20 protein-coding genes are annotated in these 22,071 nt (G+C 66.1%); 6 read left to right on the top strand and 14 right to left on the bottom strand.

Annotated elements, in window-relative coordinates; translation table 11 throughout:
* Positions 1-21: 21 nt before the first annotated feature.
* The gene (gene guaB, locus ACAW63_RS26530; RefSeq protein WP_371230366.1) at positions 22-1,491 is read right to left on the bottom strand and encodes an IMP dehydrogenase; all 1,470 of its coding nucleotides are present in this window, start codon (positions 1,489-1,491) and stop codon (positions 22-24) included.
* 148 nt (positions 1,492-1,639) lie between these two features.
* Between guaB and xseA the strand changes: the two genes are divergently transcribed.
* The 4 genes from xseA (at position 1,640) to ACAW63_RS26550 (ending at position 5,130) form a co-directional block, all read left to right on the top strand.
* Positions 1,640-3,019 (top strand): exodeoxyribonuclease VII large subunit, encoded by a 1,380-nt coding sequence (xseA, locus tag ACAW63_RS26535; protein ID WP_371230367.1) that lies wholly within the window; start codon positions 1,640-1,642, stop codon positions 3,017-3,019.
* A 6-nt stretch (positions 3,020-3,025) separates the two neighbouring features.
* Positions 3,026-3,781 (top strand): M15 family metallopeptidase, encoded by a 756-nt coding sequence (locus ACAW63_RS26540; protein WP_371230368.1) that lies wholly within the window; start codon positions 3,026-3,028, stop codon positions 3,779-3,781.
* A gap of 123 nt (positions 3,782-3,904) precedes the next feature.
* Positions 3,905-4,741 carry a peptidoglycan DD-metalloendopeptidase family protein gene (locus ACAW63_RS26545; RefSeq protein WP_371230370.1) on the top strand — a complete coding sequence of 279 codons (837 nt, stop codon included), beginning with the start codon at positions 3,905-3,907 and terminating at the stop codon, positions 4,739-4,741.
* Positions 4,741-5,130, top strand: coding sequence for a DUF2809 domain-containing protein (locus tag ACAW63_RS26550; RefSeq protein WP_371230372.1), 390 nt, complete (start codon positions 4,741-4,743; stop codon positions 5,128-5,130). Before ACAW63_RS26545 ends, ACAW63_RS26550 begins: the two co-directional genes overlap by 1 nt.
* Here the strand turns inward: ACAW63_RS26550 and ACAW63_RS26555 are convergent.
* The 5 genes from ACAW63_RS26555 to ACAW63_RS26575 all read right to left on the bottom strand — a co-directional run bounded on the left by ACAW63_RS26555 (position 5,111) and on the right by ACAW63_RS26575 (position 10,394).
* Positions 5,111-5,653 carry a GNAT family N-acetyltransferase gene (locus ACAW63_RS26555; RefSeq protein WP_371230373.1) on the bottom strand — a complete coding sequence of 181 codons (543 nt, stop codon included), beginning with the start codon at positions 5,651-5,653 and terminating at the stop codon, positions 5,111-5,113. The genes ACAW63_RS26550 and ACAW63_RS26555 overlap by 20 nt on opposite strands.
* Positions 5,653-6,150, bottom strand: coding sequence for a copper chaperone PCu(A)C (locus tag ACAW63_RS26560; protein ID WP_371230375.1), 498 nt, complete (start codon positions 6,148-6,150; stop codon positions 5,653-5,655). Before ACAW63_RS26560 ends, ACAW63_RS26555 begins: the two co-directional genes overlap by 1 nt.
* A 129-nt stretch (positions 6,151-6,279) precedes the next feature.
* A complete protein-coding gene (locus ACAW63_RS26565; RefSeq protein WP_371230377.1) occupies positions 6,280-7,650 on the bottom strand; it encodes a PepSY-associated TM helix domain-containing protein in 1,371 nt (456 codons plus the stop codon).
* Positions 7,651-7,701: 51 nt separating this feature from the next.
* Positions 7,702-9,795, bottom strand: a complete 2,094-nt coding sequence (locus ACAW63_RS26570; protein ID WP_371230379.1) for a TonB-dependent copper receptor — start codon at positions 9,793-9,795, stop codon at positions 7,702-7,704.
* 107 nt (positions 9,796-9,902) lie between these two features.
* Positions 9,903-10,394 carry a DUF2946 domain-containing protein gene (locus ACAW63_RS26575; protein ID WP_371230381.1) on the bottom strand — a complete coding sequence of 164 codons (492 nt, stop codon included), beginning with the start codon at positions 10,392-10,394 and terminating at the stop codon, positions 9,903-9,905.
* 396 nt (positions 10,395-10,790) lie between these two features.
* Here ACAW63_RS26575 and leuA point away from each other — a divergent pair, with 396 nt between their 5' ends.
* Positions 10,791-12,461 carry a 2-isopropylmalate synthase gene (leuA, locus tag ACAW63_RS26580; protein ID WP_371230382.1) on the top strand — a complete coding sequence of 557 codons (1,671 nt, stop codon included), beginning with the start codon at positions 10,791-10,793 and terminating at the stop codon, positions 12,459-12,461.
* 183 nt (positions 12,462-12,644) lie between these two features.
* Here leuA and ACAW63_RS26585 read toward each other — a convergent pair whose 3' ends face one another.
* Together ACAW63_RS26585 and dapA are read right to left on the bottom strand one after the other, a co-directional pair.
* Entirely contained in the window at positions 12,645-12,977 is a 333-nt protein-coding gene (locus tag ACAW63_RS26585) for a DUF5629 family protein (protein ID WP_371230384.1), read from the bottom strand.
* A 64-nt stretch (positions 12,978-13,041) separates the two neighbouring features.
* A complete protein-coding gene (dapA, locus tag ACAW63_RS26590; RefSeq protein WP_371230386.1) occupies positions 13,042-13,908 on the bottom strand; it encodes a 4-hydroxy-tetrahydrodipicolinate synthase in 867 nt (288 codons plus the stop codon).
* Between the two features lie 367 nt (positions 13,909-14,275).
* Between dapA and ACAW63_RS26595 the strand changes: the two genes are divergently transcribed.
* Positions 14,276-15,229: an aldo/keto reductase gene (locus ACAW63_RS26595; protein ID WP_371230387.1), complete on the top strand. Its 954-nt coding sequence runs from the start codon at positions 14,276-14,278 to the stop codon at positions 15,227-15,229.
* A 151-nt stretch (positions 15,230-15,380) separates the two neighbouring features.
* Here the strand turns inward: ACAW63_RS26595 and ACAW63_RS26600 are convergent, their stop codons facing one another.
* From ACAW63_RS26600 to hisS, 6 genes are all read right to left on the bottom strand, one after another.
* Positions 15,381-16,175 (bottom strand): amidohydrolase, encoded by a 795-nt coding sequence (locus ACAW63_RS26600; protein ID WP_371230388.1) that lies wholly within the window; start codon positions 16,173-16,175, stop codon positions 15,381-15,383.
* On the bottom strand, positions 16,163-17,311 hold the full coding sequence (locus ACAW63_RS26605) for a pyridoxal phosphate-dependent aminotransferase (RefSeq protein ID WP_371230390.1): 1,149 nt from the start codon (positions 17,309-17,311) through the stop codon (positions 16,163-16,165). The genes ACAW63_RS26600 and ACAW63_RS26605 overlap by 13 nt, the downstream gene beginning before the upstream one ends.
* A gap of 81 nt (positions 17,312-17,392) precedes the next feature.
* On the bottom strand, positions 17,393-18,880 hold the full coding sequence (gene der, locus ACAW63_RS26610; protein ID WP_275608355.1) for a ribosome biogenesis GTPase Der: 1,488 nt from the start codon (positions 18,878-18,880) through the stop codon (positions 17,393-17,395).
* Positions 18,881-18,965: 85 nt separating this feature from the next.
* Positions 18,966-20,108, bottom strand: a complete 1,143-nt coding sequence (gene bamB, locus ACAW63_RS26615; protein WP_371230392.1) for an outer membrane protein assembly factor BamB — start codon at positions 20,106-20,108, stop codon at positions 18,966-18,968.
* Position 20,109: 1 nt separating this feature from the next.
* Complete coding sequence (locus ACAW63_RS26620; protein ID WP_371230394.1) at positions 20,110-20,754, bottom strand: YfgM family protein; 645 nt, start codon at positions 20,752-20,754, stop codon at positions 20,110-20,112.
* Between the two features lie 25 nt (positions 20,755-20,779).
* The gene (gene hisS / locus ACAW63_RS26625) at positions 20,780-22,069 is read right to left on the bottom strand and encodes a histidine--tRNA ligase (protein ID WP_371230396.1); all 1,290 of its coding nucleotides are present in this window, start codon (positions 22,067-22,069) and stop codon (positions 20,780-20,782) included.
* Positions 22,070-22,071: the final 2 nt, after the last annotated feature.

Below are 22,071 nucleotides of genomic sequence, written 5' to 3' on the forward strand. Positions count from 1 at the left end.
CCGACTCATTTACCGAAACCCTTAACCTACGCGGTAATTCGGGGCTTCCTTGGTGATCTGCACATCGTGGACGTGGGACTCGGCCATGCCGGCGCCGGTGATGCGCACGAACTGCGGCTTGGTGCGCATGTCCTGGATGTTGGCGCTGCCGGTGTAGCCCATGGCGGCGCGCAGGCCACCCATCAACTGGTGGACGATGGCGGTCAGCTGGCCCTTGTACGGCACACGGCCTTCGATACCTTCCGGAACCAGCTTCTCGGCGCCGGCGGAGGCGTCCTGGAAGTAGCGGTCGGAGGAACCGGTGGAACCGGCCATGGCGCCCAGGGAGCCCATGCCACGGTAGGACTTGTAGGAACGGCCCTGGAACAGCTCGATCTCGCCCGGCGCTTCTTCGGTACCGGCGAACATCGAACCCATCATCACGCAGTAGGCGCCAGCCACCATGGCCTTGGCCAGGTCGCCGGAGAAGCGGATGCCGCCGTCGGCGATCAGCGGAACGCCGGTGCCTTCGAGGGCGGCCGCGACGTTGGCGATGGCGGAGATCTGCGGCACACCGACGCCAGCGACGATACGGGTGGTGCAGATGGAGCCCGGGCCGATACCGACCTTGACGGCGTCGGCGCCGGCGTCAGCCAGTGCCTTGGCGGCTTCGCCGGTGGCGATGTTGCCGCCGATGACCTGTACCTGCGGGAAGGTTTCCTTCACCCAGCGAACGCGGTCGATCACGCCCTTGGAGTGGCCGTGGGCGGTGTCGACGACGACGACGTCAACGCCGGCGGCGACCAGTGCGGCAACGCGCTCGCCGGTGTCGGCGCCGGTGCCGACGGCTGCGCCGACGCGCAGGCGGCCTTCGTCGTCCTTGGAAGCCAGCGGGTAGGTCTTGGCCTTCTCGATGTCACGGAAGGTCACGAGGCCCGTCAGGCGGAACTTCTCGTCGACGATCAGCATCTTCTCGATGCGGTTTTCGTAGAGCGCGGCCTTGATCTCTTCCAGGGCGGTGCCTTCGCGGGCGGTGACCAGCTTGTCCTTCGGGGTCATGATCGCGGAAACGCTGTCGCCGACGTTCGGCTTCACGCGCAGGTCGCGACCGGTGACGATGCCGACCAGCTCGCCTTCTTCCACCACCGGGAAGCCGGAGAAGCCGTATTCACGGGCGATCTGCAGCAGCTCGATGATCTTGGTCGACGGGGTAACGGTGATCGGGTCGCGGACGATCGCGGTCTCGTGCTTCTTGACCTTGCGAACCTCGGCGGCCTGCTGCTCGATGCCCATGTTCTTGTGGATGATGCCGATGCCGCCTTCCTGTGCCATGGCGATCGCCAGGCGGGATTCGGTCACGGTATCCATCGCGGCGGACACCAGCGGAATGTTCAGTTCGATGCCACGGGTCAGTCGGGTTTTCAGGCTCACGTCCTTGGGTAGGACTTCCGAATAACCGGGAATCAGGAGGACGTCGTCGAAAGTGAGGGCTTCTTGGCTGATGCGCAGCATGGCGGGGGCTCCCGATCGGGAAAAATGGAAGCGCGGCATTATATCCCAGCTGGGGGGCGCGGCTCAACGTAACCAGACGATCTGAATAAAGCCTTTGCGAACCTTGCGTACTGGCCCCTGTCCGCGGGCGCGCTTATCATCCTTCGCCATGCAGAATGATCCCTTCCAACGGCTGGGCCTCGACCGCGAGGTTCTGACCGTCAGCCAGCTCAACCAGCGCGCCCGCCACCTGCTGGAGGACGTGTTCCCGCAGGTCTGGGTCGAGGGCGAGATCTCCAACCTCGCCCGCCCCGCGTCCGGCCACATGTATTTCACCTTGAAGGACAGCAACGCCCAGGTGCGCTGCGCGCTGTTCCGGCAGAACGCCCTGCGCGTGCGCCAGGCCCTGCGCGACGGCCTGGCCGTGCGGGTGCGCGGCAAGGTTTCGCTGTTCGAGGGTCGCGGCGACTATCAGTTGATCGCCGATGCGGTCGAGCCGGCCGGTGATGGCGCCCTGCGTCTGGCCTTCGAGGCGCTGAAAGAGAAGCTCGCCGCCGAGGGCCTGTTCGCCGTCGAGCGCAAGCGCGAGCTGCCGGCGCATCCCCGGCGCATCGGCATCGTCAGTTCGCCCACCGGCGCGGTGATTCGCGACATCATCAGCGTATTCCGCCGCCGCGCGCCGCAGGTCGAGCTGACCCTGGTGCCCACCGCCGTGCAAGGCCGCGAGGCCGTCGGGCAGATCGTCCGTGCGCTGAAGCTGGCCGACGCCCAGGGCTTCGACGCGCTGATCCTGGCCCGTGGCGGCGGCTCGCTGGAGGACCTCTGGTGCTTCAACGAGGAACCGGTGGCCCGCGCCATCGCCGCCTGCGTGACGCCCATCGTCAGCGCGGTGGGCCATGAAACCGACGTGTCCATCAGCGATTTCGTCGCCGACGTGCGCGCGCCCACGCCTTCGGCCGCCGCCGAACTGCTGGCGCCCCATAGCGGCGACCTGCAACAGCGCCTGGACGGCTTGCGCCGCCGGCTGATCCTGCGCATCCAGGACCGCCTGACCCGCGAGCGCCTGCGCCTGGAAGGCACCGCCCGGCGCCTGCGCCACCCCGGCGAACGCCTGCGCCAGCAGGCCCAGCGCCTGGACGACCTGGACATGCGCCTGCGCCGCGCCTTCGAGCGCCAGCTGCACATCCGCCAGGAGCGCGTCGCACGCCTGGATACCCGCCTTGCGGCCCAGCACCCCGGCCGCAACCTGGCCCTGCTGCGCCAGCGCCTGGACAACCTCAGCGCCCGTCTCCCACGCGCAACACAGGCCATCCTGCGTGAACAGCGCCAGCGCCTGGACAATCTGATGCAGACGCTGCACATCGTCAGCCCACTGGCGACCCTCGGGCGCGGCTACAGCATCCTGCTGGACGACCGTGGCCAGGCGATCCGCAGCGCCGCGCAGACCAAGAACGGCCAACGCCTGAAAGCCCGTCTGGCGGAAGGCGAACTGGAGGTGCGGGTGGAGGACAACCACCAGGCACCCGTCACCCTGTCGCTGCTGGACTGATCAACCATGACCGACCTGCTCGCACCGATCCTGCCGCAGCCCGAACCGGACTGGGCCGAGGCCTTCCGCATGCCCATCGTCGAATGCGGCCAGCCGTTGCAGGCGCTGAGCATCGCCACCGGGTTCGCGGTGTGGCCGGCCTATCACCGCCTGGGCGTCCCCAATGCGCAACCGGAGTGCTACGCCCGCAGCGAAGTGTTCGAGCGACTGTTGCAGGCCGCCCGTCTACTGCCGGACGGTCTGCGCCTGGTGATCCTCGATGCCTGGCGGCCGTTCGCGGTGCAGCAGCACCTGTACGACACGCTCTACGACATCCTCCGCCAGCACGAACCGGACGCCGATACGGCCGAGCTGACCCGCCGCACCCGAGAGTTCGTCGCCCCGCCCAGTACCCGCGCCGAGTCGCCCAGCCCGCACCTCACCGGCGGCGCCATCGATCTCACCCTGTGCGACCGCGACGGCCGCTGGCTGGACATGGGCAGCCTGTTCGACGAGGCCACGCCGCGTTCCTATACCCGTCATTACGAAGAGATCGCCGCGCCGGACGAGCAACAGCGGCAGATCCGCGACAACCGCCGAATCCTGTTCAATGCCATGAGCGCGGCCGGTTTCAGCAACCTGTCCAGCGAGTGGTGGCATTACGACTATGGCGACCAGCTGTGGGCGGCACACCTGGGCAAGCCCCACGCCATCTTCGGTCCGGCGCAGGTGCTGCCGCTGGAGCAGCTGTGGCGCCAGCAACTCGAAGGCCTGCGCCGGTAGCTTTTCGCTCCTAACGAAGAGCAACCCGCCACGGCGATCCGCTTTCGACGAAATCGCCCCGCTCGCCGAATCGCCCCGTGTAGACTGCCCGCTTCATCCGCCGACACGTCCACGGATAGCAAAATGCTCCGACTCTGCAGCCTGTTCATCGCCTCCCTCCTCGCCCTGACCGCCCACGCCGAAGGCTTCATCAGCCGCACCCTGAACAAGCCGGTGCCGGGCGGCGTCGCCGTGGTGCAACTGGGCCAGGACGCCGCCGTGCCCACAGCCACCTTCCAGGGCAAGCCGGTACTGGTGGTGCGCGAGGAAGGCCGTGACTGGATCGCCATCGTCGGCATCCCGCTGACCACCAAGGCCGGCGCCCAGCAGATCGTCGTGAAGCAGTCCGGCGCCAGCCGCAACCTCGGTTTCAGCGTCGGCAGCAAGCACTATAAAGAGCAGCACATCACCTTGAAGAACACCCGCCAGGTGAACCCGCTGCCGGAGGACCTCAAGCGCATCAACCGCGAACTGGCCGAGCAGACCGCCGCCTACCGCAGCTTCAGCCCCGGCACGCCGAGCAACCTGGTGCTGGACAAGCCGGTCAGCGGCCCGCTCTCCAGCCCCTTCGGCCTGCGCCGGTTCTTCAACGGCGAGGAACGCAACCCGCACTCGGGCCTGGACTTCGCGGTGCCCGCCGGCACCCCGATCAAGACCCCGGCCGCCGGCAAGGTGATCCTGATCGGCAACTACTTCTTCAACGGCAACACCGTATTCGTCGACCACGGCCAGGGCTTCATCAGCATGTTCTGCCACATGTCGAAGATCGACGTGAAACTCGGCGACCAGCTCCCGCGCGGCGGCGTGGTCGGCCGCGTCGGCGCCACCGGTCGCGCCACCGGGCCGCACATGCACTGGAACGTCAGCCTGAACGACGCACGGGTCGATCCGGCTATCTTCATCGGCGCGTTCAAGCCCTGATGCGCTTTCGCTTCGATTCACGCAGCGCGGTGTTCGCCCTGCTCGGGTTCGCCGCCCTGGTCTGGCTTGCCACGGCCGGGGCGAACCTCGGCTGGCTACGTGGCTTCGGTGGTGACGTACTGGCAGTGATCTGGCTGTATTGCCTGCTGCGCACGGCACTCGCTGCGCCGGCGCACTGGCTGGCTGCTGCCGCGCTGGCCTGCGGGTTGCTGATCGAGTTCGGCCAGTTCCTCGCCGCGACGCTGCACTGGCAGATCGGCAACCGCGCCCTGCGCATCGTGCTGGGCGCAACGCCGGACTGGCTGGATGTACTGGCCTACTGTATCGGCTTCGCACTGATCCTGTTGGCGCGCCGCCTGGGCCCCACCCTCAGGGCAGCAGATAGCTGAAGTACAGCGCCATTTCCCCCGGCAGCACCTGCGCCGGGTCGTAGAGGTCGGTGGACAGGCCGCTCAGGGCAAATCCACGGGAGCGGTAGAAGGCCACCGCCGGCAGGTTGAGGTTCTGGGTTTCCAGCCACAGGTGGCGCGCCTCGGTGCCTCGCGCCCAATCCAGGCAGGCGTCCAGCAGGAGCTTGCCGACACCGCGCCCGCGAACGTCGGCGAGGACGAACAGGTCGTCCAGCACCGCGCGGCGATTCCAGATTTCGTAGTGGGCAATGGCAAAGCCCAGGCGCTCGCCCTCCTCGTCGACGGCGACGGCGGTCCAGTCGGCCGCCGCCACATCGTCTTCCAGATCAGCGAAGGGATAGCGCTTGGTCTGTGCCTCGGGCAGGCGCTCCTCGCGCAGGATGAAGCCATCGGCGGCGGACTCGATCCGCAGGATCGAGTCGCTCGAGTAGCTGCCATCGAACCCGCGCAGCCATTCACCGTCTTGCGCCCACACCAGCGGGCGCAGGAGCAGGTCCCTCATCAGTCCATCTTCATGCCGTGCATATCGTGGCCCATGTCGGTGCCGCCTGTTCCCTTGGGAGCTTCCTTCTGCACGGCGACCTCGACCTTCACGTCGCCGGCCTTCTGGAAGTGCAGGGTCAGCGGGAAGCGCTCGCCATCGGCCAGCGGCTTCTTCAGGCCGAACAGCATCAGGTGGTACTGGCCGGGGGCGAAGACCAGCTTGCCGCCGGCGGGGATGTCCACGCCCTCGACCTTCTGCATCTTCATCATGCCGTCCTTCTCCACGTGCTGGTGGATCTCGGCGCTGGCGGCGCGCTCGGTCTCGGCGCCGAGCAGGCGGTCGGCGTCCTTGCCGTGGTTTTCCACGACGAAGTAGGCGGCGCCGTTCACCGAATTGGCCGGCAGCAGCAGCGACCAGGGATGATCGATGTGCAGGTTGCCAGCCTCGTATTCATGAGCCATGGCGGCGCCGGAGAAGCCCAGCAGGGCAGCGAAAGCGAGCAGGGTTTTACGCATGTTCGAAACTCCAGTTGGCTTGTGATCGGGTCCGCCAATACGGCGGCAGAGCTTGGCGCCACGGACGCAACGATCGCGCCGCAGCATAGCCTGCCTCGCGACAGGCGTCAGGTTGAAACAACGCACGTATCAGCCCATGTCCGGGCTGCGCGGCTTGATGCGCGACAGCACGGCCCAGTCCAGCGCCCACACCAGCAGCAGGGAGGCGCCCACCAGCGGGAAGGCGACACCGAGGATGAGCATGATCGCCACGCCGCCCTTCCACACCGGCAGCGCGTGGGGCATCGGTGGCACGCCGAGACGGCCCTGCGGACGGCGCTTCCACCAGATCCACAGGCCGCTGACGGCGCTGAGCAGGATCATCAGGCAGACGGCGAGCATCAGCAGTTGGTTGAACAGGCCGAACATCTTGCCTTCGTGCAGCATCACGCCGGACTCGACGCTCTTGGCTACCAGCCCGTAGTCCTTCCAGCGCACGTCGGCGAGCACCTTGCCGGTGTACTGGTCGATGTGCAGGGTGGCGTCGTTGCGCGAGTCGTCGGCGAACACCGAGACGGTGAACACGCCTTCCGCCCCCTTGGGCAACGCGATGGCGTAGCCCGGTGTCACGCCGGCCTGGTCGGCGCTATCGACCACCTGCTGCAGGCTGATCTGCGGCATGGCCATGCCGCTGGAGCCGTGGGCCATGTGCTCGGCGTGGGCGCCGCCCGACATCGGCATCGGCGTATTCTCCATGGCCCAGGGGATGGTCTGGCGGTGCGCCTCGTTGAGCGTGCGCGCCTCAAGGTCCGACCTGGGCACCTCGTTCCACATGGCCGCCGGGAAGCGGTTCCACACGTCGGCGAAGGATTTGCCCCAGAAGCCGGTCCAGGTCATGCCGGTGAGCAGCATGAACAGCATCAGCAGCGAGCCCCAGAAACCGACCACCATGTGCACGTCACGCCACAGCGCGCGGCCGCGACGCGACAGGTCCGGCCACAGCAGCACGCGCAACGAACGCTTGCGCGGCCACCACAGGTAAAGGCCAGACACCACCAGCACGATGCCCCAGCCGGCGGCCAGCTCGATCAGCCGGTCACCCACGGTGCCGATCATCAGCTCGCCGTGCAGCGCACGAGCCATGGCCTGCAGGTTGGATCTGGCATCCTGCAGGCCGAGCAGCTTGCCGCTATAAGGATCAACGAAGGCGTTCACCTCGCGCCCGTCGAGCTGGGCAACGAACTGCGCGCTGCGATCGGCCGCCGGTGCCGGCAGGTACTGACTGACCTGCAGCTGCGGGTTCTGCTGATGCAGGTGCAGCAGTTGCTCGTCGGCGGACAGCCGCACCTGTCCCGGCGTCACCTGCAGCAGGTCGCCGTACATCAGCGGATCGAGCTGCGGCTTGAACAGGTAGATGATCCCGGTGATCGACAGCAGGATCATGAAGGGTGCGACGAACAGCCCGGCGTAGAAGTGCCAGCGCCAGGCCAGGTTGTAGAAATCGAATGTCTTGTTCTGCATTCGTGGTCTCCTCACGCAAGGAGGCCCCCGACCGGCGGGGGCCGGTCAGGCTTAGAAGCTGAAGTCCACCTTGGTCCAGAGCGTACGGCCCGGTTCGTGGATCGATTCGGGGTTGTCCGCCGGGTAGCCGAAGCCGGCGTTGCCCGCCAGGTTCAGGTGCTCGGCGTAGTCCTTGTCGAACAGGTTGTCGACGCCGGCGCTGACCTTGAAGTGCTGGCTCAGCTTGTAGGCGCCGTTGAGCGAGAACACCGCGAAGCCCGGGCTTTCGTCGAAGTCGTAACCAACGACGTTACCCTGCCCCTCGGCGACTCGTCCCTGGCGCGCCACCACCCGCCAGAGACCGCCGGCGCTCCAGGCGTCCCGCTCGTAGGTCAGGCCGAAGCGCGCTTCCAGAGGCGGCATCTGCGGCAGGGCGCGGTCGTCGGTGGTGTTCTTGCCCCAGGCGTAGGCCAGGGTCGCGTCCGTCGTCCAGTTCGTGGTGAGCGCATAGGCGGCGCCCAGTTCTCCGCCCATGATGCGTGCATCGACGTTCCGCGCCTGGGAGGTGGTGCCCATCATGCCGTCGCTGTATTCGAACAGGATGTAGTCGCGGATCACGCCGACATAGCCGGAAGCCCAGGCCTTGAGCTTCTCGTCCTCGTACTGGGCGCCAAAGTCCAGCTGGGTGGTCTTCTCCGGCTTGATGCTGTCGAAGGCGTTGACCGAGCCGGCCGGGCCGCTGTCAGGGGAGAACAGCTCCCAGTAGTCGGGGAAGCGCTGCACGTGGCCAAGTCCGGCGTACAGGGTGGTCGGCGTATCGGCCAGGTCGTGCTCGTAGCGCACGAAGCCGCTGGGCAGGGTATCGGCGCGGGTGTCGTCGGCGGTGGGATTGGGATGGGTCATGTGCCCCGATCCCGTGGTCTGCCGGTAGTCCTTGGCCGAGGCACGGTCCAGGCGCGCGCCGCTGATCACCCGGTCGCGCTCGGCGGCGTACCAGGTCAGCTCGCCGAAAGCGCCGTAGTTGTGGAAGACCGCGTCCTTGTTCCACGGCTGGTCATCGTAGGTATTGATGCCCATGCCCATGCGTTCGCGGTGCTCATTGGTCTGCGCATCGACACCGGAGACCAGCTTGAAGTCGTCCCAGCGCCAGGTGGCGGCCAGGCGCCCGCCGAGGGTGCGGCGGTCGACGTTGGAGGCCATGGGGCCGGCCATCATCCCTGTGCCCGAGGGCGTGCGCAGGCTGTAGTTGTCCATCACGTGGTCGGCGTAGTTGTAGTAGACCTGCGCCTCCAGCTTGTCGAGCACCTCGCCGAGATTGGACTTCTCGAAGCGCAGGCCGAGGCTTTCACGCTTGAACTGCGAGCCATCCATGCCGCGCCCGGCGTAGCGGGCCTCGCCGTCGCCCTTGCCGGCGATGAGTTCGACCAGGGTGTCGGCGTCCGGCGTCCAGCCCACGGCCACGTCGCCGTTCCACTTGTTCCAGCGCGAGGGTACGGTGTCGCCGGCGCCATCCTCGTAGTCATCGGACTGCGATTTGTTGCCGGTAAAGCGCAGGTAGCCTTCCGGCCCTCCGGCGGCGGCATCCAGAACACGGTCGAAGCGGCCGTTGGAACCGGCCACCAGGCTGCCGTTGATCCGCGACCCCAGCTCGCCGAAGCGTTCCGGCTCGCGGTCGAAGCGGATCGTGCCGGCCGAAGCGCCCGGCCCCCAGATCACGGTTTCCGGGCCCTTGACCACGGTGAGCTTGTCGTAGGTTTCCGGCGAGATATAGGAGGTGGGCGCATCCATGCGCGCCGGGCAGGCGCCGAGCATGGTGGTGCCGTTGGTGAGGATGTTCAGGCGCGAACCGAACATGCCGCGCAGCACCGGGTCGCCATTGGTGCCGCCGTTGCGGATGGCGGAGAAGCCGGGAATGGTCTTGAGGTAGTCGGCGCCGTCGCTGGCGGGGATCGGCTGGCGCGGCTGCTTCGGGTCGGTGACGACGGTGAGCGGCGAGCTCTGCGCCACGGCGGTGATGACGCTGGGCTCCAGCTCCACCGCGTGGCTGGCGTGCTCATCATTCTCGGCCAGGGCCGGGACAGCAGTGAAACCGCCAAGGGCGGTCAGCGCGCACAGGGCGCGCAAGCCGACGGCACGGGGCCGACGGCGCATTGGCATGCGGGACATTGCATCTATTCCATGATCGGTGAATACGCCCGTTCCATGCAGACACGCACGGCGCACAGGCAACAGCGGTCATCCGCGCCTGCGGTCGATGGGTTGGGGAGAAGGGATCAGCCGATCAGGGCCGGTGGAGCGCGGGAGCGTGCGCCGGGGAAGACCGGCGAGGCGGGAATGGAGCTGGAGGTGAACTGGACAGCGGGTGTACCGACGGCAGGCTGGCCGTGGTCCAGCAGGACCGGCGGCGGCGTCAGCGGCGGGCTATGGATCAGCAGGCTGCAGTAGCCGCACTTCTCCATGAAGGCATCGGCGGTGAACGGCTTCCCGTCGTGGGGCGGCGGGGCGGCGTGCTGGTCCGCAGCGCGATGGCCGTCGGAGCAGGCCATCTCGTCCATGCCGGCCATGTCGTGCGCCGCCATGCCAGCGCCGTGCCGCATCCCGTCGTGGTGCGCCGCGGACGCGCCATGCTCCATCGGCATGACGTGATCCATGGGCATAGGGTGATCCATCGGCAGCGACTGGGATACCAGCGGGCCGACATAGATCATCAGCATGGCGAACAGCGCCAGCCAGGTTCCTATGCCTTGTCGGGTGCGACGGGTCACGAAATGTCCTTGCGGATGGAAAGCCCCACCTTGAGCGGGTGCGCAATGATCGCACGGAGTTCCGCAGCTCCGCTGCGGCACGTGGACGCAGAATCAGTTAAGCACAGCGAAGGCATCTAATAAAAATTGCTAGAACATCATAGTTCCAGCAATTTTTTACCCCCATAAACGACTAAGAGAGTTTTTCTACCAATTTTTAACGAATGCTTGCCATCGGCCTCTCAGGCCATTAGGTTGGCACTCATGAAAACCGCACACACCCTCATCCTGCTTCGCCAACACGCCTGCCTGCGCCTGGTCAGCCCGCGACTGCGTGGCTGAACCCTCTTCCCGGTTTCATCTCTTTTTCATTTTTTCGCGCAGGCCCGCTGGCCAGAAAGAACAAGGATTCCGCTCATGAGCATGTTGAAAGATCCGTCGAAGAAGTACCGCCCCTTCACCCAGATCACCCTGCCCGACCGCACCTGGCCGGACAAGATCATCGACAAGGCGCCGATCTGGCTGTCCACCGACCTGCGCGACGGCAACCAGTCGCTGATCGAGCCGATGGACGCCGAGAAGAAGATGCGCTTCTTCAAGTGCCTGGTTCAGGTCGGCCTGAAGGAAATCGAAGTGGGCTTTCCGTCCGCCTCGCAGACCGACTTCGACTTCGTTCGCGAGCTGATCGAAGGCGGCCACATTCCCGATGACGTCACCATCCAGGTGCTGACCCAGGCCCGCGACGACCTCATCGAGCGTACCTTCGAGTCCCTGAAAGGCGCGAAGAAGGCCATCGTCCACTACTACAACGCCTGCGCGCCGAGCTTCCGCAAGATCGTCTTCAACCAGGACAAGGCTGGCGTCAAGGCCATCGCCGTGGCCGCCGGCCAGACCATCAAGCGCCTGGCCGCCGCCGCACCGGAAACCCAGTGGGGCTTCGAGTACTCGCCGGAAGTGTTCAGCTCCACCGAGACCGACTTCGCCGTCGAGGTGTGCAACGCGGTGATCGACGTGTTCCAGCCGACCCCGGCCAACCGCCTGATCCTCAACCTGCCCGCCACCGTCGAGTGCGCCACGCCGAACAACTACGCCGACCAGATCGAGTGGTTCGGCCGCCAGATCAACAAGCGCGACAGCGTGATCATCAGCCTGCACACCCACAACGACCGTGGCACTGGCGTGGCCGCTTCGGAACTGGCCCTGATGGCCGGCGCCGACCGCGTCGAAGGCTGCCTGTTCGGCAACGGCGAGCGCACCGGCAACCTGTGCCTGGTGACCATGGCGTTGAACATGTACACCCAGGGCATCGATCCCGAGCTGGACTTCTCCGACATCGACGCCGTGCGCAAGGTGGTCGAAGAGTGCAACCAGATTCCGGTGCACCCGCGCCATCCGTACGTCGGCGACCTGGTCCACACCGCCTTCTCCGGCTCCCACCAGGACGCCATCCGCAAGGGCTTCGCCCAGCAGAAGGACGACGCCGTGTGGGAAGTGCCGTACCTGCCGATCGACCCGGCGGACATCGGCCGCAGCTACGAGGCCGTCATCCGCGTGAACAGCCAGTCCGGCAAGGGCGGCATCACCTTCCTGCTGGAACAGGAATACGGCATCAGCCTGCCGCGCCGCATGCAGATCGAGTTCAGCCAGGTGGTGCAGAACGAGACCGATCGCCTGGGCCTCGAAATGACCGCCGAGCAGATCTACAACCTGCTGCAGAACGAGTACCTGCAGGCCGTCTCCCCGTTCGGCCTGAAGAACTACCGCCTGCAGGAAGAGAACGGCATCTGCGCCATCGACATCGACGTGACCCACAAGGGCGAGCAGCACCGCTGGCACGGCAAGGGCAAGGGCACCCTGGAAGCCCTGGTCGCCTCGCTGCCGGTGGACGTCGAGATCATGGACTACAACGAGCACGCCATCGGCGCCGGCACCAACGCCCGCGCGGCCGCCTACATCGAACTGCGCGTCGAGGGTGGTCGTTCGCTGCACGGCATCGGCATCGATGAAAACATCACCACCGCGAGCTTCCGTGCGCTGTTCAGCGCCCTGAACCGCGCCGTGACGCTGGGTCACGCGAAAGCCGCGTAAGCCGACCGGTAACACCGCTGTCCCCTTTGCCCCGGACGCCCTGTGCGTCCGGGGCTGTTTTCGAAGGAGAGAGCGGGCTGCCCTCGTTTTTCTCCTGATCCTTGCCTGACCGCTGGCATGGACGCCTGAGCTTCTCCGGGCACGGCCAGAAAACAACGAAGGCCCCATCGGGGCCCTTACGTCTTACTCGTCGTCGCCGCTGGCGCTCACCGCGCCAAGGCAGCACAGGCGATGCTCCTTGTCACCGGCGTGCAGCAGCCATGCCTGCTCCCCAGCCTGATAGCGCGCCTCCATCACCTCGTTGTAGGTGAAGGCCCACTGACGGCGGTCGCGGCCATCGATGGACTCGATCAACAGCACCACCTCCTCACTGGCGAAGGGCTGGTCCGAGTGAGCGGCGGCATCGGCCTGGTCCAGCAGTGACTCGTTCAGCTCGAACTGCCAGGCGTGCAGGCCGTCGATCAACAGCATGTCGGCGGTTTCCAGCTGGTCCAGCAGGTAGGGAGTCGTGGTCATGATGGGCACTCGGCAATGGGCAGGCCGTCATGATAGAGCAAAACCCATTGCCGGCCCTCCCCTCCTAATCCGACAGCGCCGCCAGCACCCCGCGCAGCCGTTCGATGGTGGACGGGGCACAGCGCTGCATCGGCTCGCGCAGCTCGTCGGCGATCAGCCCCTGCAAGGCCAACGCCGCCTTGACCGCCGCCGGGTTGGGCTCGGCGAAGGCGACCTGGATCCAGGGCAACAGACGGTAGAAGGTCGCCCGCGCACCGGCCAGATCGCCCGACTCGACCTGGCGCTGCATCCGCACATAGAGGTCGGCGCGCACATGGGCTGACGCGGAAATCGCCCCGGCTCCACCCTGGCACAGGTTGTTGAAGATCTGCAGGTCCTCGCCCGTGAGCACCTCGACCTCGCCATCGGCGATCAGCGCCAGGGTGGTCTCGAGGTCGCCGGCGCAGTCCTTGACCGCGGCGATGCGCGGATGACGCACGATGCGCCGCAGGGTCTCGCGCTCGATGCGCACACCGGTGCGGTAGGGAATGTCGTAAAGCACCACCGGCACAGTGGCGGCGTCGGCCACGGTCTGGAAGAAGGACTCCAGCCCCGCCTGCGACGGACGGATGTAGTACGGCGCCGGTACCAGCAGACCGGCCAGCGGGCGGCGCTGGATCTCTTTCTGGAAGGCCAGCAGCTCGCGCAGGTTGTTGCCCGCCAGGCCCATGATCACCTGCGCGGGCGGCACCCACTGCAGCACGGCATCGAGGACGGCGAGCTGTTCCTTATGGCTCAGCGCCGCCGCCTCCCCAGTGGTGCCGCAGACCACGAAGCCGGCGACGCCGTCTTCCAGCAGTCGGGAAACCAGGTTGTGCAGCGCGGCGAAATCGACTTCCCCGGCACGGAAGGGAGTGGCCAGGGCCACCCAGATTCCACGAAACGTAGACATGCAAAAAACTCCTTGTGGCTGACCGTCTGGTCGCCGTCAGGGAGGGATGCGGGAATCAAGCGGGGAGAATTGAAGACCTGGCGCCTTGTGTCCTGTCAGCCCATCTGACGGGACAGCACGCCCCGGTCAAATGAGCGACTGTTTCTTCGATTTCTTGGCAACGACGACGCATACGCCAGCCTGGGCGGAGAAGCCCGGGAGCGGCAGCGAGGAGTCGAGGTTGGCAAGCATGGGCAATTTCTGTGTACGAAATCAGGCCACCGATAGTGCGCAAGCTCCTATGCACCTGTCAACCATGTCCCACGTCTATCACGTCTCCGCCGTCTATGCTGGTTCAACGACAGTGCAGCCGGGGGAGACCTGACAGATGAAACGTCGCGAACTGGGCCAGTCCGGACTGGCGATTCCGCCCCTGGTGTTCGGCGGCAATGTGTTCGGCTGGTCGGCGGACGAAGCCACCTCCTTTCGCCTGCTGGATGCGGTGGTCGACGCCGGGATCAACTGCATCGACACGGCGGACGTGTATTCGCGCTGGGTGCCCGGACACGTCGGCGGCGAGTCGGAAATCCTGATCGGCAAGTGGCTGAAGAAGACCGGCAAGCGCAATCAGGTGCAGATCGCCACCAAGGTCGGCATGGACATGGGCAACGGCCACAAGGGCCTGTCGGCGGTGTACATCGAGCAGGCCCTGGAGCGTTCGCTCAAGCGCCTGCAGACCGACTACATCGATCTCTACCAGGCCCATTGCGACGACCCGCACACCTCCATGGAGGAAACCATGGGCGCCTTCGCCGAGGCGGTGGAGAACGGCAAGGTGCGGGTGATCGGCGCCTCCAACCTCGATGCCCGGCGTCTGCGCGAGGCCCGCGAGCTCTGCGACCGCCTGAAGCTGCCGAACTACCAGAGCCTGCAACCCAACTACAACCTCTACGACCGCGCCAACTACGAGACCAACCTGGAGCCCACGGTGAAGCAACTGGGGCTCGGGGTGATCAGCTTCTACTCGCTGGCGGCGGGCTTCCTCACCGGCAAGTACCGCAGCGAGGCGGACCTTAACAAGAGCAGCGTGCGCGGCTACAAGGTGAAGAACTTCATGAACGAGCGCGGCTTCGCCATCATCGATGCGCTGGAGGAAGTGGCCAACGAATCGAACGCGACGCCGACGCAGGTCGCCCTGGCCTGGCTGATGGCGCGGCCGACCATCACCGCGCCGATCGCCAGTGCATCGAAGCTGGAGCAGTTACCGGACCTGTTGGCGGCGATCGAGCTGAGGCTCGGCGATGAGGCGATCCAGCGGCTGAACACCGCCAGCGCGTACTGAAGGCCGAATAGACCTGTAGGAGCGAGCTTGCTCGCGAACGCTCTGGCTCTTGAGCGGGGTGGTTCGCGAGCAAGCTCGCTCCTACAAAAGCCGCATCGATCCTGGGTCGCTGGAATGTCGGACTCTTAAGAGCATCGCGGACGAACTGATATCAGAGCTGGATATCGAACCGGTCCGCATCCAGATAGGCCGGGAAGCGCTCGCGGTAAGCCGCCAGCTCCGCCGAACTCAGGGCGATCTGGAACACGCCATCGGCACTCCCCGCCGCCAGCAGGTTGTCGCCCTGGAAGTCCAGCACCTGGCTGTCGCCGGAATAGGCGTGGCCCTTGCCGTCCTCGCCGACGCGATTGACCGCCGCGACATAGCACAGGTTCTCGATGGCCCGCGCCGGCAGCAGACGGTTCCAGTGCTGGCGGCGCGCGGCCGGCCAGTTGGCGGTGTAGAGCAACAGGTCGGTGTCCCGGGCATCGCGGCTCCACACCGGGAAGCGCAGGTCATAGCAGACCAGCGGGCGAATCCGCCAGCCCTTCCACTCCAGCAGCACCTGTTGTTCGCCCGGCGTGTAGTGCTTGTGCTCGCCGGCCATGCGGAACAGGTGACGCTTGTCGTAGTGCTGCACCTCGCCGTCCGGGCGAGCCCAGAGCAGGCGGTTGCGGTGGCTGCCGTCGGCGGCGCGGATGATCACGCTGCCACAGACTACGGCATCCAGCTTCGCGGCCTGCCCACGCAGCCAGGCGTAGGTCTCGCCCTCCACCCCTTCGGCCAGCGCCTCGGACTCCATGGAGAAGCCGGTGGTGAACATCTCCGGGAGTATCGCCACGTCCGCGCCGCGGGCGCTTTCCAGCAGCGCCTCGAAGCGCTCGCGGTTGGCCCTGGCGTCATGCCAGACCAGGGTGGTCTGCACCAGGGCCAGCTTGAGGTCGGGCAGTTGACTCAGATCGCGCATAGTCTTTCCGCCGCCTGGCGCAGCGTCTCCTCTTTCTTGGCGAAGCAGAAGCGCACCAGGCGCATGTCCGCCGGGGCCTGCTGGTAGAAGACCGAGACCGGGATGGCGGCCACCCCGTGTTCGCGGGTCAGCCATTCGGACATGGCGACGTCATCCAGGTCCGGACGGATCGCTGAGTAGTCCACCACCTGGAAGTAGGTGCCGGCGGCGCGCTGGAAGCGGAAGCGCGAGCCTTCCAGCAGGTCGCAGAACAGGTCGCGCTTGGCCTGGTAGAAGCCCGGCAGTTCGCGCAGGTGCTCGGGGTGCGCGGCCATGAAGTCGGCCAGCGCGCACTGCAGCGGGGTCACGCCGCAGAAGTTCACGTACTGGTGGATCTTGCGCATCTCCGCCGACAGCGCCGGTGGCGCCACCACGTAGCCGGTCTTCCAGCCGGTGACGTGGTAGGTCTTGCCGAAGGAACTGATGACGAAGGCGCGCGGATACAGCTCGTCGTGGGCCAGCACGCTGGCATGCTGCACGCCGTCGTAGATCAGGTGCTCGTAGACCTCGTCGCTGATGACGTAGATCTCGCGGTCACGGATCAGCGCCGCCAGGCGATCCAGGTCGGCGCGCTCGATCAGCGCGCCGCTGGGGTTGTGCGGGCTATTGAGGAAGATCAGGCGCGTGCGCGGGGTGATGGCGTCGGCCATGCGCTGCCAGTCGATGCGGAAGTCCGGCAGGCTCAGGGGCACATGCACGCAGCGGCCGCCGGCCAGCTCCACCGAGGGCTCGTAGCTGTCGTAGCAGGGGTCGAGGACGATGGCCTCGTCACCCGGGCGAATCAGCGCCTGCACCGCGCAGAAGATCCCTTCGGTAGCCCCGGGAACGATGGTCACCTCGGCATCGGCGCTGACTTTGCGGCCGTAGAAGTCGGCGACCTTCAGCGCGACCTGCTCGCGCAGGGCCGGCAGGCCGGTCATCGGGCTGTACTGGTTATGCCCGGCCAGCACATGGCGGGCGACGGCTTCGAGCAAGGGCGCGGGGCTGTCGAAGTCGGGGAAACCCTGGGAGAGGTTCAGCGCACCGCATTCGGCGGCGAGCTGGGACATGCGGGTGAAGATGGTGGTGCCGACGTTCGGCAGTTTGCTGGTGAGCATGGCGTGACTACAGGCTGCGGGCGATAAGAGGGAGGCCCCTACTCTATCGCCTACAGCCGTACGCCTGAAGTCCGACAGACGTTATTTACGCTTGTCTTTCTTCTTCTTCTCGGCCTTCTTGTGGTGCGACATCAGCCGGCGCTTCTTGTTGACCTGGCGTTCGGTGAGCTGGGTCTTCTTGCCCTCGAACGGGTTGTCGCCGCCCTTGTACTCGATGCGGATCGGCGTGCCGACCAGCTTGAGGACGCGGCGATAGGTCTTCTCCAGGTAGCGGGTATACGCCTTGGGCACCGCATCCACCTGGTTGCCGTGGATCACGATCAGCGGCGGGTTGGCGCCGCCCAGGTGGGCATAGCGCAGCTTGATGCGACGGCCGTTGACCATCGGCGGCTGGTGCACCTGGATGGCGTCTTCCAGGATCTGCGTGAGCTTGCTGGTGGGCCAGCGGGTCACGGCGGAGCGGAAGGAGTCCTGCACCGACTTGTACAGGTGACCGACACCGGTGCCATGCAGCGCGGAGATGAAGTGGATGTCGGCGAAGTCGGCGAACATCAGCCGGCGCTCGAGCTCGGTCTTCACGTACTCGCGCTCGGCCGACTCCATGCCGTCCCACTTGTTCAGGGCGATGACCAGCGCGCGGCCGGTCTCCAGCACGAAGCCGAGCAGGTTGAGATCGTGCTCGACTACGCCTTCGCGGGCGTCCATGACGAAGATGACCACGTTGGCATCCTGGATCGCCTGCAGGGTCTTCACCACGGAGAACTTTTCCACCGCTTCGAAGATCTTGCCGCGACGGCGCACGCCGGCGGTGTCGATCAGGGTGTACTTCTCTTCGTTGCGCTCGAAGGGAATGTAGATGCTGTCGCGGGTGGTGCCGGCCTGGTCGTACACGATCACCCGCTCTTCACCGAGCATGCGGTTGACCAGGGTGGACTTGCCGACGTTGGGCCGGCCGATGATGGCGATCTTGATGCCATCCTTCTCGCTCGGACCGGGGATGCGCTTGGCTTCCTCGCCCTCGGCGACTTCTTCCAGCTCGCCGGGCAGGTCGTTGTCTTCCGGCGCCTCGGGCTCCGGAGCGAACATCTCGCCCAGGGCTTCCTGCAGCATCTGGGTGATGCCGCGACCGTGGGCGGCGGCGATCGGGATCGCGTGCCCCAGGGCCAGCGGACTGAACTCGGCGCGGGCGATGTCCGGATCGACGGTGTCGACCTTGTTGGCCACCAGGAAGCTGCGCTTGTTCTTCTTGCGCAGGTGCTCGGCGATCATCTCGTCGGCGGCGGTGAGGCCGGCGCGGGAATCGACCATGAACAGGACGGCATCGGCCTCTTCGATGGCCTGCAGCGACTGCTCGGCCATCTTGGCGTCGATACCCTCTTCGTCACCGGAGATACCGCCGGTATCGATGACGATGAATTTCTTGCCCTGCCACTTGGCCTCGCCGTACTGGCGGTCGCGGGTGAGCCCTGCGTACTCGGCGACGATGGCGTCACGGGTGCGGGTCAGGCGGTTGAACAGGGTGGACTTGCCGACGTTCGGGCGGCCCACCAGGGCTATTACGGGAACCATGCGGCTCTCCAGGAAATTTCAGATTTTCAGAAAACACGACGGCCGCTGCCGTTTTTCACGGCAGCGGCCGGCAGTAACACTCAGCTTAGCGGAGCGTGTAGGCGACCAGCTTGCCGCTGTTGCCGAACACGTACATCCAGCTGCCGACTACCAGCGGACGAACCCGCACGCCGTCACCGTCGACCTTCTCGCGGCCAACGAAACGACCATCCACCTGGCTGAGCAGGTGCACGTAACCTTCCAGGTCGCCCACTACCACGTTGCTCGAGAACACGGCCGGAGCGGACAGCTGGCGGCGAGCCAGGGCGTCGTTGCTCCACAGCGAGGACGAGCCACGGGAATCCAGGCTTTCCACGGTGCCGGAGGCCTGGCTGACGAACACGCTGCCAGTACCTTCGGCGACACCGACATAGCTGGAGGCTTCACGCTGCCACAGTACGCGGCCGGTGGTTTCGTCCAGCGCAGCGGCACGGCCCTGGTAGCTGACTACGTAGAGAACGCCGTCCTGCAACAGCAGGCCACCGTCGATGTCGACTACGCGGTCCAGTTCGGAACGGCCCTGGGGAATGGCAACGCGCTGTTCCCACACCGGCAGGCCACGCTGCACGTCCACAGCGACGACCTTGCCGCTGGCCAGACCGGCCAGCGCCAGGCGACCGTCGATCAGCGGCGCGCCGGTGCCGCGCAGGGTCAGCACCGGTACGGTGCCTTCGTAGATCCAGCGCTGGTTGCCGGTGGCGGCATCGAAGGCGATCAGTTTGTCGTCCTGGGTCTGCACCACCACCACGTCACCGTTGGTGGCCGGGGCCGCCAGCACTTCGCTGGTGACCTTGGCGCGCCACTTCTGTTCGCCGCTGCCGGCATCCAGGGCGATCACGTCGCCACGCATGGTGCCCAGCAGGACCAGCCCGTTGCCAACGCCGACGGCGCCGGAGACCGGCAAATCGAGATCCTTTTTCCACAGCACGTCGCCGCTTTCGCGCTGGATCGCCATGACCCGGCCTTCGGCGGAGGCGGCGTAGATGGTCTGGCCATCCACCGCCGGTTCGAGCAGGTTGTACAGCTCGCCCTGGCCGTCACCAACCAAGCGGCTCCATTGCTTCTCCAGGCGAACCTCTTCCTTGAAATCGGTGAGTTCCGCCGGCGGCAGTTCTTTCTTGCTGTTGCTGCTGCAACCTACGGCCAACAGAGTCAGCGCGAGCAGCGCGGCATGTTTCCAGCGCAACATGTCAGGCGTCTCCCTTGGCCAGGTCGTCGAGCTTCATCTGCAGGGCACCGACGGCGGCGTCTTCCGGCAGGGCGGCCTTGGCCTTCTCGTAGGCACTGCGCGCCTCGTCTTCACGCTTGAGCTGGACCAGCAGGTCGCCGCGCAGTTCTTCGCGGGTGGCGACATAGGCCTTGTCGACGTTGCCTTCGAGCAGCTTCAGCCCTTCCTCGGCCTTGCCCTGGGCGCTCAGCACGCGGGCCAGGCGCTGACGCGCCAGTTCGCCAAGGGTGGCGTCCACCGGCTTGTCGACGATGGCCTTGAGTTCCAGGACGGCGTCATCCAGCTTGCCGCTGTCCACCGCGACCTTGGCGACGAACAGGCGGCCATACTGGGAGTACGGGGTACCGGCGTATTCGCTGGTCAGCTTGTTGGCCAGCTCGGCGACCTTGGCGGTATCCGGCTTGCCAGTGGGGTTCAGGGCGGTTTCCAGCAGGGCCTGGTAAACCACGGAGGCACCCTGGGCCTGGTTGTTCTGGTACTTCTTCCAGGCTTGCCAGCCGAATACCACCACCAGTGCCAGTGCGGCACCGGTCAGCAGGGGCATGCCGTTGCGCTGCCACCAGTCCTTGATGTCGGCGATCTGTTCTTCTTCGGTACGCGTACTCACCCCAATACTCCTATCCGCTCGATTCTCAAGCCTGCTGCAGGCAGGCTGCCAGGTGCTCGGGCAGAGCGTCCCAGGCGATGTTCTGTTGTTCGCCCTCGCCACGCAGGGGCTTGAAACCTACCACGCGGTTGGCCAGTTCGTCGTCACCCAGAATCATTGCGAACTGTGCACCGCTCTTGTCGGCCTTCTTGAACTGGCTCTTGAAGCTGCCACCGCCGGCGTTGACCAGCAGGCGGATGCCGGGGATGGCATCGCGCAGGCGCTCGGCCAGGCTCAGTCCGGCAAGCTCGGCCGCCTCACCGAAGGCGCAGAGGTAGAGGTCGGCCGGACGGCTGAGTTCCTCGGGCACCAGGTCCAGGGTTTCCAGCAGCAGCACCAGGCGCTCCACGCCCATGGCGAAGCCCACGCCCGGCGTCGGCTTGCCGCCGAACTGGCTGACCAGGCCGTCGTAGCGGCCACCGCCGCAAACGGTGCCCTGGGAGCCGAGCTTCTCGGTAACCCACTCGAACGCGGTACGGCAGTAATAGTCCAGGCCGCGCACCAGCTTCTGGTTGATCTCGTAGCGCAGGCCGACCGCGTCCAGACGGGCCTTCAGGCCCTCGAAGTGGGCGAGCGACTCTTCGTCCAGATAGTCGTGCAGGGTCGGCGCGCCGACCAGCAGGGCCTGGGTGCTCTCCACCTTGCTGTCGAGGATGCGCAGCGGGTTGGTGGTCATGCGGCGCTGGCTGTCTTCGTCGAGCTGGTCGAAGCGATCCTGGAGATAGGTGACCAGCGCATCGCGGTAGCGCGCACGGGCCTCGCTGGAACCCAGGGTGTTCAACTGCAGGGTCACGGCATCGGCCATGCCCAGCTTCTGCCACAGGCGCCAGGTGAGGATGATCAGCTCGGCATCGATGTCCGGTCCGGGCAGGTTGAAGACTTCCACGCCGATCTGGTGGAACTGGCGGTAGCGGCCCTTCTGCGGCTTCTCGTAGCGGAACATCGGGCCGGTGTACCAGAGCTTCTGCACCTGGCCGCCGCCGGAAAGGCCGTGTTCGAGCACCGCGCGCACGCAGCCGGCGGTACCTTCCGGACGCATGGTGAGGGATTCGCCGTTGCGGTCGAGGAAGGTGTACATCTCCTTGTCGACCACGTCGGTGCCTTCACCGATGCCGCGGGCGAAGAGTTCGGTGAACTCCAGGATCGGCATGCGGATTTCTTTGTAGCCGTAGCCGTCGAGCAGCTCGGCGAAGGTACTTTCCAGATAGCGCCAGGCCGGGGTCTGCTCCGGCAGGATGTCGTTCATGCCACGGATGGCTTGCAGGGACTTGCTCACGT

Origin of the sequence: Pseudomonas sp. QE6, from assembly GCF_041379005.1 — a bacterium.
Taxonomy (GTDB): domain Bacteria; phylum Pseudomonadota; class Gammaproteobacteria; order Pseudomonadales; family Pseudomonadaceae; genus Pseudomonas.